This window comes from Actinomycetospora sp. (assembly GCF_036497585.1).
Taxonomy (GTDB): domain Bacteria; phylum Actinomycetota; class Actinomycetes; order Mycobacteriales; family Pseudonocardiaceae; genus Actinomycetospora.
This window is the reverse complement of record NZ_DASXJD010000065.1, coordinates 1-11,505: the sequence shown is the minus strand read 5'-3', so window position 1 is coordinate 11,505 and position 11,505 is coordinate 1. Positions and strand designations below refer to the sequence as shown.

The following is an 11,505-nucleotide window of genomic DNA, read 5'->3' as shown; positions in this document are numbered from 1 at the left end:
GTGGCCGATGCACGGCTACCGTCGGCCGCCGCCTGACCCTTGCCCACATGCCAAAGCTCTAGCGACCAAGGATCGCTAGACGGCCGCGGACATCCCGCGGTCCTGCGTGGCCGCGGCGAGCAGCTCCCGGAGCCGGGGTCGGTCCCCCGCCGGCGCGGTCCACCGGTCGAGCTTCGCGCGGATGAGGACGGCGTCGTCGGTCGTCGTGATCTCGGTGAGGCGCATGCCGAGGGGGAGGTCGGGCGACGGCGCAGTCCCGGACGGCAGCAGGCCCCACGAGGACCACCGTCCGAGCGGGGTGAGGAGCGCGGTGGGCGTGAACCGGAGGGCGTCCTCGGTGACCTCCGGGCGGAGCACCATCTCGATCCCCGGCATCCACGGGGTGCGGAACTCCCCGTCGACGATGGCGACCGGCGGGCTCGCCGCGTCCTGGTCGCCGAACGCGGCCAGCGCCTCCGGCGTCAGCGTGGCGGTGATCCGGACCCCGGTGGCCGTGACGGTCGACCCGACGGCGAGGGAGTCGCACTCGACGACGAGCTCCTGCGCCTCGAGCTCCGGCGCCGTGACGTCCCGGAGCACGATGTGGATGTCACGCGCCCGCCCGAACGACCACCCGGGGCCGTCGGGCTTGCCGTGCATCGACACGACCGTGCACGCGGTGTCGCGCACGGAGATGCGCCGACCCGCGAGGCCCCGACCCAGACGGCGGAGCAGCGAGAACCACATCCGCGTCGGGGTCGGGGTGGATAAGTCGTGACCGTCCATGATCCCGAGTGTGCGCATCCGACCCCCGCGGGTCGTCGGGCATTCGGACGAGCACGACGGGCGGCGCCTCGGCGCGGGTGGGCGGTCGTCGGGGATCGCTGATCGGCACCGGGGCGTGAGCCGGATCTCGCTCCCGCCGCCGGGCTCCTCGGCGGGACGACGCAGGGTGATCCCGGTGGTCCGGGCGGGGCCACCGGATCAGTCGTAGATGACGGCGGCTCCGCGTCGCCGCAGGTCGGCGAGGGCGTCCGCCATCGCCCGTAGCTGCTCGGGCGTGTGACCGGTCCAGCCCTCGAGCTCGCCGACGACGCGGACGGGCTCGCGGGTCCGGTAGGAGCGCGTGGGGTTGCCGGGGAGCTTCTTGTCGGTGACGTTGGGGTCGTCCTCGATCGGTCCGGTCGGCTCGACGACGTAGATGCGGCCCGGCCCGTCGCCGGCGGCCAGCTCGGCTCCCCAGGTCGCGGCGTCGAGCGTCTCGGTCACGTAGACGTGGTTCATGACGCGGCTGTCCTCGAAGTTCGAGAGGCGGCCGGGCACCAGCAGGTCCCCGACGGCGAGGTCCGCCTTGGTCCCGTGCAGCAGTTTCCCCGACTCGTGGATCTCGAACGGCGTCGGCCCCGCCCCCTCGTCGTTCACGCCCGCCAGCATGACGCCGTCGTACGGTCGCGGTCATGTCCGGGTCTTCTGGGAGTGGAACGACGCCGAGCCGCCCCGACGCCGACGGGACGACCGACCCGCCGTCGGCACCCGACCTCGGACGGCGCCCCTTGCTCCGGATCGGCCTCGCGGGCGGCGTCGCCCTCGTCGGGGCCGGCGCTCTTGCGGCGTGCGGCGCCGCGCCGAGCGCGCCGCCGGCCGCGCCGACGCCGGGTCGCCTGGCGGGTCTCGGCGACGTGCCCGTCGGGTCGAGCACCGTCGTGACCAGCGCGAACGGGGCCCCGGTGGCGCTGACCCGGCCGGCGGCCGATCAGGTGGTCGCCCACAGCGCGGTCTGCACCCACCAGGGCTGCACGGTCGGCCCCGCCGGGACGACGCTGGCCTGCCCGTGCCACGGCTCGGTGTTCGACGCGACGACCGGCGCGGTGCAGCAGGGGCCGGCGGATCGCCCACTGCCGGCTGTCCCGGTGCGGCTCCAGGGGCAGGACATCGTCGCGACCTGACGGCCGGCCACGAACCTGCCTCGGGAGCGAGGACGGGCGGGACTACCGTCCCCTCGTGGCCGGAAACGGGGTGCGTCCAGAGGAGCTCGAGATCGCCGAGGGGCTCGAGGCCGACGCCGCCGATTTCCCCGAGGAGCGGGGCGAGTTGCTCCTGGAGGCCGTGACGGCGTGGCGACGCGGCGGGCGTCCGGACCGTGCGTACGAGCTCATCGACCAGCTCGTGACCGACGGCGGGCCGGACGGATGCTTCGCGCGCGCCCAGCGCATCGACCATCTCTACGAGGACGGCCGCGACGAGGACGCCGCCACGGAGGTCGCCGCGCTGGCCCGCGACCCGGCGCTGAGCGATGGTCCGTGTCAGATCGTGGCCGAGCTCTTCGCCGAACGTGAGGACCTCGAGCAGGCGGCCGCGTGGTACGACCGCGCGGTCGCGCGCCTCGACGACGAGGCCGTCCAGGCACTGCACGGACCTCACGCGGCGTTCTCGTTCGCGGGGACCATCGTCCAGGGCCGCCGCGAGGTGCGGGAGGCTCTGGGCCTGCCGCCTGATCGGATGGACGAGCTCGTTCCCGAGTCGCAGACCTTCCCCTGGGCCCAGGAGCCGCCGACTCGCGACGACGTGCTGGAGCGGCTCGAAGCGGGCGAGTGCGCCCGCGTGCAACTCGTGTTCTTCCAGCGACGGGAACGCGCCGAGGCGCAACGCCGCTGGCCGGACGAGTACCCCGGAACCGACGAGGAGTACTTCACCGCGACCGAGCTCGGGTGGCGCGAGCTGCGCGACGCCGGAGCGGCCAGCATCACGGTCGTCCCGCTGCCGGTGAGCGGCCTCGTCGCCTTCGCCGAGGAGATCGGGAAGTCGCCGACGGACTCCGCGGTCAAGAACCGGTACAGCTCCCGGATAGCCCCGACGGCCGGGCTCTCGTGGCCGCCGCCGCGCAACGGTCCCTGCTGGTGCGGCTCGGGCGGTAAGTACAAGAAGTGCTGCGGGCGGCCCGGTCTCGGCGCGACCTGACCCGAATGCTCGGGTGGCTGATACAGGCGTTCCTCGCGCTCGGCGGCGAGCAGCTCGGCATTGGTCGGCTCACCGGCTCGTGCGCATCACCCTGTCCCTCGACGACGACGTCCTGCTCGCCGTCGAGGAGCGTGCTGCGAGCGAGAAGCGCACCGCCGGCGAGGTCCTCCCCGAGCTCGCCCGTGCCGCGCTCACCGACCCCGCGCCCACTTCCCGTGGCCTGCCTCGGGTTCCATCCTCTCCCCCACCGCGGGCCGGCCGTCCTCGAACTCGCTGATCGACGAGCTGCGCGGTGGGTAGGCCGCATGGCCTGGTCGGTCGCGACGGGTCACCTCACGCGCGGTCAGAGCAGCGGCCAGGGCCGTTCCGCCTTGAGCAGGTAGGCGAGCTCGAGGAGCGTCCGCTCGTCACCCACGGCACCGGCCAGCCGGACCCCGATCGGGAGCCCGTCCGCGGTCCGCCCGCCCGGCACCGCGGTCGCCGGCGCCCCCGCGACGTTCTGCAGCGGCGTGAACCCCACGTAGTCCACCAACCGCTGCCGCAGCTCCTCGAACGGCACCGCGGGGTGCAGCCAGCCGAGCTCCGGGGTGCGGTGCGCGAGCGCCGGAGAGAGCAGGACGTCGTGGTGGACGAACTCGCCGTCGTACGCCCTGGCGACCCGCCGAAGGCGCCGCAGGAACCCGGGCCGCCGCGGCGCCGTGTCAGGAAGTGCCGGTGCAGGCCGTGGGTGAGCGGGTCGAGCCGGGACGGGTCGAACGCCGGGAACCTGAACCGCCCGCCCACGACGATCCCGAACGCGAGCAGGCCCCAGTAGACGAGGAAGTCGTCGACCAACTGCGTCCCGACGCCGAGGGTGTGCGGCTCGAGGACGTGCCCGGCGGCTTCGAGCGCCGCGGCGGTGGCGACGACGGCGTCGCGGGTCTCGTCGTCGACGGGGCCGGCGGCGGGGCTCTCGAGCACGAGCCCGATCCGGAGCGTGCGGTTCGCCGGGCCCTCGACCAGGCCGATCGGCGGGAAGTGCGGATTGCGACGGCGCCGGTCGAGGTGGCCGAGGACGGCGGCGGTGTCGCGGGCGGCGCGGGTGACGACGCCGTCGCTGACCAGGTTGATCGGCATCTGCTCGCCCTGGGCGTTCAGCGCCGTCCGCCCCCGCGACGGCTTGAGCCCGACGAGCCCGCACGCGGCGGCCGGAATGCGCATCGAGCCCCTATCGGCGTGCTGAATCGGATGTCGTTGAAGCGTGGGCCAGCGGGACCGCACCGGCGGCGACCAGCGCGGCTGACCTGCCCGAGGAGGCGCCGGCGGAGTAGGCGGGATTCCAGGGGTTGCGGGTGGGCTCGGCGTCGACGAACTCGGTGCTGGCGTTGAGGCCGAACTCGGGCATGCGCGAGCAGCGCGACGCCGAGGTCGAGGAGCTGGTCGGTGACCTCGGCGTTCGCCGGGGCGGGTTCGGCGACGTAGGCGGTGGTGCCGTTGGTGGTCGGCCAGCCGGCGGCGTCGGAGTTCTCCTTGACCAGGGTCGGGACGCCGACGAGCGGGCTGTCCTGGTTTCCGGTGACGGGCTCGTCGCGCCGGTCGAAGGTCAGCCCGTGCAGGGTCGGGTCGACTCGGGCGATCCGCTCGGCGGCGGCTCGCCGGAGCTCCTCGGCGGACACCTCGCCGCGCCGGACCCGCGACGTGAGCCCGACGGCGTCGTCGTCACCCAGCGCGTCGTCGGCGACCGCCGAGATCCCGCGCAGCTCCGGCGCTACCTCCGACTCCACTGCCACGTGCGCCCTCCTCTTCTCCGAAGCGGCCCCACGGCCGGGTGCTGCGCCAGGATTCCCGACGTGCCGGACGGCTCCGACGCGCGCCCTGAGGAGTGTCTATTCTTCCTCGCTGGGAAGACAGGAAGAACAGTAGGATGCTCTGATGGCGTTGAACATCAAGGACGCGGAGACCGATCGGCTGACCCGAGAGCTCGCCGCCGCAACCGGCGAGACGATCACGGAAGCACTGCGATTGGCCGTCCAAGAGCGACTGGCACGCGTCCGGCAGCGTGGTCCGCGCAACGCCGCCCAGGACGCACTGTCCGACATCGTCCGGCGAGGTCGTGCCCGGAGCTCCCTCGACGATCGATCCGCTGAAGAGATCCTCGGGTACGGTCCCGACGGCCTCCCAGCGTGATCGTCGAGACCTCCGCGGTGGTGGCCGTCGTCCTCGGCGAGCCCGACGCCGAACGGTTCGTCGAGGCCCTGACGGTCCCAGCGCTGCGACTCATCTCGGCCGCCAACCTGGTCGAGGCCGGGATCGTGGTCGAGGCCCGGCAAGGTCCTGACGCCGCCCGCGACCTCGCATACCTCCTCGAGGAGGTCGCCATCGATGTCGAGCCGGTCGACGCGGCGCAGGCGCGGCTCGCCGTCGATGCGTGGCGCCGGTTCGGGAAGGGACGACACCCCGCTGGTCTGAATCTCGGCGACTGTTTCGCGTACGCGCTGGCCCGGCACCGCGGAGAGCCCCTGCTGTTCAAGGGGAACGACTTCACGCAGACCGACGTGGCCTCGGTTCTCTGACCAGACGTCGTCGATCACGACCCACCGACGACGACCGCCCGCTCCACCGCCTCGCCCGCCGTCCGAGCGATCGAACGCAGGTCCTCGACCGACGCGCCGGCCCGGCTCATCACGGCCAGCGACTGGTTCACCGCCACGACGAAGACGGCGAGCTCCGCCACCCGCTCGGCCGGCACTCCCCCGGCGGCGAGCGCCGCCCCCACCCGCTCCCGCTGCCGGGCGAGCAGGGTCCCGACGACGGCGCTGCTCTCGTCGGTCAGGGTCGGCGCTGCGCCGCCGACTGGGCGATGAGGCATCCCGCGGGCAGGTCGGGGTCGGCGATCCGGACGAGCACGACGTCGAAGAACGCCGGACACCGCCGCGACCGGGTCGTCGGGGTGAGCGGCCAGCGCCGCCTCGAACCGCTCCCCGTACGTGGCCGAGTAGTGCCCGAGGGAGCGGCGGAACATCGCGTCCTTGCCGCCGCGGGCACTTCCCGGCCGAGGAGGCGCCGGAGCAGATGCTGGCGGCGTTGCGGGGCTTTCTAGGCGCCTGACCTTCTCGAAACCGCCCCACGCTGATCGGTGCTCCGTCAGGATAGTCGACGTGCCGGACGGCTTCGACGTGCGCCCCGAGCAGCTCCGTCGCGGTGCCGCCGATCTGCGTTCGGACGCCGACGGCCTGGACGACGCGGTGCTGCGGGTCGGGGCGGCGTTCGACGACGTGTCGGTGGGGTGCCGGTGCGGGTCCGCTGGTGGGGGCTGCGTCGGAGCTCGGATCACAGCTCGACCGGTCTCTCCAGTCCATCCGCGCGAGCCTCGTTGACTGCGCCGGGGCGCTCGAGGCGTCGAGCGCGCAGTACCTGACCAGCGACGGTCGGTCCGCATCCGGGCTCGAGGGACCGCGCTGATGCCACTGCCCGGTGACCCGGAGGCGGTCGAGGAGGCGTGCCGGCAGCTGGGAGTGCTGGCGAGGTCGCTTCAGGCTGCCGGTGAGTCGGTGGCGGGTCACGGTCGTGCGATCACCGCCGACTGGACCGGGCTCGCGGCTCCGCTCGCCCTCGCCCGGACCCAGCAGGACGCGACGAACGTGCAGCGGGTCGCGGAGGCGGTCGGTGGCTCGGTCGGGCCGCTCTCGCGGTTCGCCGAAGAGCTCCGGACCGCCCAGCGGGACTACGCGGGTGGTGAGTCGATGGTGGGGCAGGGTCGGGTCGCGGTCTCGGGCCTGCCGTCGGAAGCTGCTCCGGCCGCCGATGCGGCGAGGGATCGTGCAGGTCAGGCGACGGACGACGGAGCCGCCCTGATGCGGACAGCTGAGGAGCGGGCCCGGGTCGCCAACCAGGCGGCGGCTCGGATTCTCGACGCGGCGTCGTCGTCGCTCGCGGGGATCGCGCCTGCGCCGTCCACTCGCCCGGCTGCGGCCACGACGTCTCCGCTGGCCGAGCTGGGCAACTCGGTGGCATCTCTCGGGAACGCGGCGCTCGAGTACCCGCTCGACGTGCTCGGGGTGGTCGGCGGCTCGGCGCTGACCGCCGTCAGTGCGGCCGGGGTGGTCGGAAGCCTGGCGCTCGACGGAACCGGAGTCGGCGCGATCGCGGGTGTACCGCTCGGAGGCGCCTCGGTCGCAGTTGTGGCAGGGGGCGTCGGGCTCGCCGGCGCTGGCCTCCTTGACCTCGCCACGCACGCGGCCACCGACAGCAGAGTCGCGCCATTCCAGGTCGACCACCAGACCGAGCCGATACAGGGACCGGCCCCTTCCCGCCTCCTACGGAGATCATGGGCAGGACGCGGCACGGTGAGGAACAGGCGGAGACGCGCAACGGCGGCCACGGGGTGAGCGACGAGGCGATGGAAGATGCGGTCGCCAACCCGGTCAGGCATCCAGAGTATCGACCCGGCGACAACACGTACCGCTATACCGGCAAGGACGCGGTGGTGTCGCTCAACGAGAGAGGAGAGGTCGTGACCACGTGGGCGAAGAACTCGCGGGCGCATCGACACCCATGAGCGCACTGGACAAGCTCGACGCCGAATCCGCCCTCGTCCTCCGCGACGTGTTGACGAAGTGCGCCCCTGACCTCCTGGCAGCCCTGGACGTGTCCGACGAACCCACTCGCGAGGTCCGTGAACGGGTGCTCGAGGTCGTGGCAGACGAGTTCAGCGACCACGTGGCAGGGCCCGACTGGGAGCCCACGTCATGGGGAAAGAGGGTCGACGACGCGCTCGGCTGGTTTCTCCACCGCTTCCCGATCGAGTCGTGAGCACGCGCAGCGTGCCGCGTGGCCAGCTCAGCAGGCGAGGCGTACAGTATGTTGTACGTGGAGGTGGTCCCATGCGCACCATGTCGTACTCGGAGAGCCGCGCTCGGTACGCCGAGGTCCTCAACTCGGTCGTGGACGACCGCGAGGAAGTCGTGATCACCCGAGCCGGCCACGACCCGGTCGTTATGGTCGCCCTCGACGAGTACGAGTCGCTCAAGGAGAGCGCCTACCTCCTGCGCAGCCCCGAGAACGCTCACCGGCTCCTAGCCTCCATCGATCGACTCGAGGGCGGCGGTGGACAGGAGCACGAGCTGCTCGATCCCGATTCGTGAAGCTCGTGTGGGACGAGAGCGCCTGGAGCGACTACCTGTGGTGGCAGGCGCAGGACCCCAAGATCCTCAAGCGCATCAACGCGCTGCTTGCCGACGTCGTCTGGAACGGCAACGAGGGGATCGGTAAGCCCGAGCCCCTGAAGCATGGCTTCCACGGCTACTGGTCACGGCGGATCAGCGACGAGCACCGGCTTGTCTACAGGATCGTCGACGACGAGGTTCGCATCGCGGCGTGCCGGTACCACTACGAGCGCTGAGCGCGGACGGAGCCGATCTCTTCGCTGTGGCCATGGCGCGGCTGCGGTCGATTGTCGTGCTCACTCCGCACGGGTCAGGACCTCGAAGTTGTGGCCGTCGGGGCTGCTGTCCCAGTAGAAGCCGCGGCCGCCGTTGTACGCGCTGAACTGATTGAGCCTCCTGTGCATCGGGTCGGCCCAGTACGCCTGGTCACGCTCCTGGAGCCTCCCGAACACCTCGTCGAACGTCTCCTCGGACACGAGGAACGCGAGGTGCATCGGCTGCCGCGGGACCTCGTCGACGTCCATGAAGTCCAGGCTCACGCCGTTCCCGACGTGCACGGCGTCGAAGTGGCCCGCCTTGGTCACCTCCAGCCCCAACAGCTCGGCGAGGTCCTTCGCGGCGGCGCGCTGGTCACGGCTCGGAACGATGGTGTGGTTGAGCTCGACGGTCATGGTCGTCCTCCTCGATCCTCTCGACCCGACCGACGCTAGGACCTCGACCGCGCTTCAGGTCAACCTCGTTCAAAGACATTGACCTCGAGCCCGCTTCAGGTCCTAGCGTCCTGATCATGTTCGCCGACGAGGAGCTCGACTACCTGAACAGCCAGCGGATCGGGCGGCTGGCCACCAGCCATCCCGACGGCACCCTGCAGAACAACCCGGTCGGCTTCGGGGTCAACAAGGAGCTGGGGACGATTGACATCGGGGGCTACAACATGTCCCGCAGCCGCAAGTTCCGGAACGTCGCCGCGAACGGGCAGGCGGCGTTCGTCCTCGACGACGTCTACTCGACCGATCCGTGGCGGGTGCGCTTCCTCGAGGTGCGGGGCCACGCGGAGGCGATCACCGAGCCGGGCGACGCATCCCACGAGATGGGCGGCAGCGCGATCATCCGTCTCCACCCGACCCGGATCCTCAGCATCGGGCTGCAGCCCGGCGACCTCGACGTCGAGCCGCACCACGCCGAATTGCGCAGCCGGGCCGTCGGCTGAATGGCGACGCCGCCGGGCTCGCTCCTCACCGCGGTGATCGGCAGGCGATCAGGTCAGCGGGACGGCAACGACCTCGAGGCCGTCCAGTGCCGGGTAGCCGCCCGGGTTCGCCGTGTGAAGCGATAATCCGCGCGCCACGGCAACGGCGGCGATCATCGGGTCGTAGCTGCGAGCCGCGGGCGTGCGCCCGGCCTGCCGCAGTGCCGCCGCGACCCGCCCGAACGACCGAGCAGCTGCCGCATCGAAAGGCAACGGGTCGAAATCCGCCTCGGCCTGCTGGAGCACGGCCTGCCGGGCGGCCCGCGCGGCATCCGTTCGCGCCACGAGCGGGCCCACCGAGAGTTCCGCGAGCGTCACGGCGCTGATGAACGGCGTCTCGGGCAGGTAGGTGCCGTCGGTCAACGCCGGAGCGCGATGACCACCACGCTCTTGTCCAGCAACCCCGGCCGCACCCGTCAGGGGGAACCGTTGAGCAAATCGTCGACATCGGAGCGGAACGCGGCCGGGTCCACGTCCGGCAACGCGCGCCACCGGGACAGCAGCGCGTCCCGGGTCAGTCGCGGGCGGGACACCGGGTGCAGCTCGCCCACCGGCTCACCATCCCGGCTCACCGTCAGCGACTCGCCCCGCTCGACCCGTGCAAGCACCTCACCACCGGCGTTGCGCAGCTCGCGCAGGCTGACCTCGTCCACGACTGGACCATATCGCCGGGGAGACACCCTCCGGCCGGGCCGGGCGGCGGCCCGATTTCCTCGAGGTCCGCGACAGCGCCGAGGCCATCAACGAGTCAACTGACGCGTCGGACCAGACGTGCGGCAGCCAGATTCCTTCGCCTCCACCCGACCCGCATCCTCAGCATCGGACTCCAGCCCAACGACCTCGACGTCGACCCGCACCTCGGGAGCTGCGCAGCCGGGCGGGCGGCTGAGCCGACGAACGATCACCGGGTGAGCCCGTCCGCCCACTGTCGGTGGTGCTCCTCCCCTGCGGACGTGCGCTGCCCGGGGTGCTTGAGCGGCAGCCACGGGACCGTACGGTCAGCGATCCGCACGCGACGTTCCCGCCCGTAGGCGGGGTCGCGTCGGAGCGCGACCCGGTCAACGTCGAGGAGATCGGCGAGGACGTCCGCCGCTGGCTGGCCGAGCGTCACGACGACGTCGGCCCCGGAGGCCCTGAGCTGGGCCAGGAGGTCGCCGCAGTCCTCCTCGAGGGCCATGCGGACGAGGGCCGCGTCCGACGGACGCCGCGGCAACGAGGCCGGCGGCAGGCCTCGTGGTGTGGCGAACGGCGTGTAGGCCCGGTCCATCGCCGCAGCCCGCGAGCTGGCTCCGGTCTTGACGAGGTAGCGGCGATAGCATTCGGTGAAGTAGGTGTCGGCGGACGCGACGCCGAGCGGTTGCAGGACGTCGCGAACCACGGCCCGCCCCGAGGTGCCGTTCCCCGAGGCTGCCGCCGTGCCCCAGGACGGCTGCCAGCCCACCTGCTCCTTCCCGCGAATCAAGCTATGCGGCAGCCAACTGTCCACGTTGCAGGATATTCTTCGGCATCTCGCGGTTCAGGTGCCAGGTGATTGAGATCGGGCGCTCGCCGTGGTGCTCGACGGCGCTCGCCGTGCCAAGGCAGACAAAGGGCGCCCCTCCCCCGAACTCGTCATCACGAGCCGCCCGAGCGAACAGCAGCACGTGGCTCGTGCCGTCCAGGTAGCGACGGCCGACTTTCGACTCCTGAGTGGTGGAGTTCTGCGACTCCCAGTGGAAGAGGTCCGCAGAGATCGGGTAATCCCGGTAGCGGGTCGACGGGGCGAACTCCTTCTCCTCTTTGTGCAGTGTGACCAGCAGCGCGTCGACGTTGATCGTCTCGCAGTACACGACGCCCGCAGCCTGCCCGCGAGTCTTGCGCACCCCGTCCGCCCAGCCGATACCGGCGAGGATCTCGTCGCGGCGATAGGTGCAGTGCGAGCGCAGCGCAACGCCGGGGATGCCGAGGTTGCCGGGAACCACGCGGGCTTCGTCGGCGCCCAACCTCATCAGCGTCATCGCCTCGGCGAGGAACGCCGGGTGGGCGCGCAGAGTGTCTAAAGAGGCTTCGCCTCGGACCGCCGAGGTCCGTGGTGCCCTCCCGAGGTCATGATCCACTTGGTCCTGGGCTGGCTCACGCAGGGACCTGCGGTCATGATCGACAGACCGCCGCCACCCGCTGCGCCGAAGTCCGACC

Annotated in this window: 19 protein-coding genes and 1 pseudogene; 9 read left to right on the top strand and 11 right to left on the bottom strand. The window is 71.9% G+C overall.

Going from position 1 to position 11,505, the window contains the following annotated elements; all coding sequences use genetic code 11:
• Nucleotides 1-75: 75 nt before the first annotated feature.
• Together VGH76_RS06175 and arr are read right to left on the bottom strand one after the other, a co-directional pair.
• Entirely contained in the window at nt 76-765 is a 690-nt protein-coding gene (locus VGH76_RS06175) for a hypothetical protein (protein ID WP_331555742.1), read from the bottom strand.
• A gap of 198 nt (nt 766-963) precedes the next feature.
• Entirely contained in the window at nt 964-1,401 is a 438-nt protein-coding gene (gene arr, locus VGH76_RS06170) for an NAD(+)--rifampin ADP-ribosyltransferase (protein WP_331555741.1), read from the bottom strand.
• Nucleotides 1,402-1,436: 35 nt separating this feature from the next.
• Here arr and VGH76_RS06165 point away from each other — a divergent pair, with 35 nt between their 5' ends.
• Nucleotides 1,437-1,925, top strand: a complete 489-nt coding sequence (locus tag VGH76_RS06165) for a Rieske (2Fe-2S) protein (RefSeq protein ID WP_331555740.1) — start codon at nt 1,437-1,439, stop codon at nt 1,923-1,925.
• 55 nt (nt 1,926-1,980) lie between these two features.
• Entirely contained in the window at nt 1,981-2,937 is a 957-nt protein-coding gene (locus VGH76_RS06160) for an SEC-C domain-containing protein (protein WP_331555739.1), read from the top strand.
• A 343-nt stretch (nt 2,938-3,280) separates the two neighbouring features.
• Here the strand turns inward: VGH76_RS06160 and VGH76_RS06155 are convergent, their stop codons facing one another.
• The 3 genes and pseudogenes from VGH76_RS06155 to VGH76_RS06145 all read right to left on the bottom strand — a co-directional run bounded on the left by VGH76_RS06155 (nt 3,281) and on the right by VGH76_RS06145 (nt 4,706).
• Nucleotides 3,281-3,553, bottom strand: a complete 273-nt coding sequence (locus tag VGH76_RS06155; RefSeq protein WP_331555743.1) for an amidase family protein — start codon at nt 3,551-3,553, stop codon at nt 3,281-3,283.
• Between the two features lie 236 nt (nt 3,554-3,789).
• Nucleotides 3,790-4,137 (bottom strand): annotated as a pseudogene (locus VGH76_RS06150) (amidase family protein); the annotation flags it as partial.
• A complete protein-coding gene (locus VGH76_RS06145) occupies nt 4,071-4,706 on the bottom strand; it encodes an amidase family protein (protein ID WP_422653087.1) in 636 nt (211 codons plus the stop codon). The pseudogene VGH76_RS06150 and the gene VGH76_RS06145, both read right to left, overlap by 67 nt.
• Before the next feature lie 142 nt (nt 4,707-4,848).
• Here VGH76_RS06145 and VGH76_RS06140 point away from each other — a divergent pair, with 142 nt between their 5' ends.
• Together VGH76_RS06140 and VGH76_RS06135 are read left to right on the top strand one after the other, a co-directional pair.
• Complete coding sequence (locus VGH76_RS06140; protein WP_331555738.1) at nt 4,849-5,103, top strand: type II toxin-antitoxin system VapB family antitoxin; 255 nt, start codon at nt 4,849-4,851, stop codon at nt 5,101-5,103.
• Nucleotides 5,100-5,489, top strand: a complete 390-nt coding sequence (locus VGH76_RS06135) for a type II toxin-antitoxin system VapC family toxin (protein ID WP_331555737.1) — start codon at nt 5,100-5,102, stop codon at nt 5,487-5,489. Before VGH76_RS06140 ends, VGH76_RS06135 begins: the two co-directional genes overlap by 4 nt.
• Nucleotides 5,490-5,503: 14 nt before the next feature.
• On the opposite strand, the gene VGH76_RS06130 is transcribed toward VGH76_RS06135, so the two are convergent.
• Nucleotides 5,504-5,938 (bottom strand): hypothetical protein, encoded by a 435-nt coding sequence (locus VGH76_RS06130; protein WP_331555736.1) that lies wholly within the window; start codon nt 5,936-5,938, stop codon nt 5,504-5,506.
• Nucleotides 5,939-6,377: 439 nt separating this feature from the next.
• Between VGH76_RS06130 and VGH76_RS06125 the strand changes: the two genes are divergently transcribed.
• The 4 genes from VGH76_RS06125 (at nt 6,378) to VGH76_RS06110 (ending at nt 8,317) form a co-directional block, all read left to right on the top strand.
• Entirely contained in the window at nt 6,378-7,304 is a 927-nt protein-coding gene (locus VGH76_RS06125; RefSeq protein ID WP_331555735.1) for a hypothetical protein, read from the top strand.
• Nucleotides 7,305-7,437: 133 nt separating this feature from the next.
• Nucleotides 7,438-7,728, top strand: coding sequence for a hypothetical protein (locus VGH76_RS06120; RefSeq protein ID WP_331555734.1), 291 nt, complete (start codon nt 7,438-7,440; stop codon nt 7,726-7,728).
• 71 nt (nt 7,729-7,799) lie between these two features.
• A complete protein-coding gene (locus VGH76_RS06115) occupies nt 7,800-8,060 on the top strand; it encodes a type II toxin-antitoxin system prevent-host-death family antitoxin (protein ID WP_331555733.1) in 261 nt (86 codons plus the stop codon).
• Nucleotides 8,057-8,317 (top strand): Txe/YoeB family addiction module toxin, encoded by a 261-nt coding sequence (locus tag VGH76_RS06110; RefSeq protein ID WP_331555732.1) that lies wholly within the window; start codon nt 8,057-8,059, stop codon nt 8,315-8,317. The genes VGH76_RS06115 and VGH76_RS06110 overlap by 4 nt, the downstream gene beginning before the upstream one ends.
• 60 nt (nt 8,318-8,377) lie before the next feature.
• On the opposite strand, the gene VGH76_RS06105 is transcribed toward VGH76_RS06110, so the two are convergent.
• Nucleotides 8,378-8,752, bottom strand: a complete 375-nt coding sequence (locus tag VGH76_RS06105) for a VOC family protein (RefSeq protein ID WP_331555731.1) — start codon at nt 8,750-8,752, stop codon at nt 8,378-8,380.
• A gap of 116 nt (nt 8,753-8,868) precedes the next feature.
• Between VGH76_RS06105 and VGH76_RS06100 the strand changes: the two genes are divergently transcribed.
• Nucleotides 8,869-9,291 (top strand): PPOX class F420-dependent oxidoreductase, encoded by a 423-nt coding sequence (locus tag VGH76_RS06100; RefSeq protein ID WP_331555730.1) that lies wholly within the window; start codon nt 8,869-8,871, stop codon nt 9,289-9,291.
• A 48-nt stretch (nt 9,292-9,339) separates the two neighbouring features.
• On the opposite strand, the gene VGH76_RS06095 is transcribed toward VGH76_RS06100, so the two are convergent.
• From VGH76_RS06095 to VGH76_RS06080, 4 genes are all read right to left on the bottom strand, one after another.
• Nucleotides 9,340-9,693: a PIN domain-containing protein gene (locus VGH76_RS06095; protein ID WP_331555729.1), complete on the bottom strand. Its 354-nt coding sequence runs from the start codon at nt 9,691-9,693 to the stop codon at nt 9,340-9,342.
• A gap of 53 nt (nt 9,694-9,746) precedes the next feature.
• Nucleotides 9,747-9,983 (bottom strand): type II toxin-antitoxin system prevent-host-death family antitoxin, encoded by a 237-nt coding sequence (locus VGH76_RS06090; protein ID WP_331555728.1) that lies wholly within the window; start codon nt 9,981-9,983, stop codon nt 9,747-9,749.
• Between the two features lie 248 nt (nt 9,984-10,231).
• Entirely contained in the window at nt 10,232-10,771 is a 540-nt protein-coding gene (locus VGH76_RS06085; RefSeq protein ID WP_331555727.1) for a hypothetical protein, read from the bottom strand.
• 22 nt (nt 10,772-10,793) lie between these two features.
• Nucleotides 10,794-11,426: a DUF3427 domain-containing protein gene (locus tag VGH76_RS06080; RefSeq protein ID WP_331555726.1), complete on the bottom strand. Its 633-nt coding sequence runs from the start codon at nt 11,424-11,426 to the stop codon at nt 10,794-10,796.
• Between the last annotated feature and the right edge of the window lie 79 nt (nt 11,427-11,505).

Bases quoted from the DNA above. Each gene is read 5' to 3' on its own strand.
- VGH76_RS06130 (WP_331555736.1), bottom strand. From the start codon at position 5,938: ATGTTCCGCCGCTCCCTCGGGCACTACTCGGCCACGTACGGGGAGCGG.
- VGH76_RS06115 (WP_331555733.1), top strand. From the start codon at position 7,800: ATGCGCACCATGTCGTACTCGGAGAGCCGCGCTCGGTACGCCGAGGTC.
- VGH76_RS06105 (WP_331555731.1), bottom strand. From the start codon at position 8,752: ATGACCGTCGAGCTCAACCACACCATCGTTCCGAGCCGTGACCAGCGC.
- VGH76_RS06140 (WP_331555738.1), top strand. From the start codon at position 4,849: ATGGCGTTGAACATCAAGGACGCGGAGACCGATCGGCTGACCCGAGAG.
- VGH76_RS06165 (WP_331555740.1), top strand. From the start codon at position 1,437: ATGTCCGGGTCTTCTGGGAGTGGAACGACGCCGAGCCGCCCCGACGCC.
- VGH76_RS06175 (WP_331555742.1), bottom strand. From the start codon at position 765: ATGGACGGTCACGACTTATCCACCCCGACCCCGACGCGGATGTGGTTC.
- VGH76_RS06125 (WP_331555735.1), top strand. From the start codon at position 6,378: ATGCCACTGCCCGGTGACCCGGAGGCGGTCGAGGAGGCGTGCCGGCAG.
- VGH76_RS06100 (WP_331555730.1), top strand. From the start codon at position 8,869: ATGTTCGCCGACGAGGAGCTCGACTACCTGAACAGCCAGCGGATCGGG.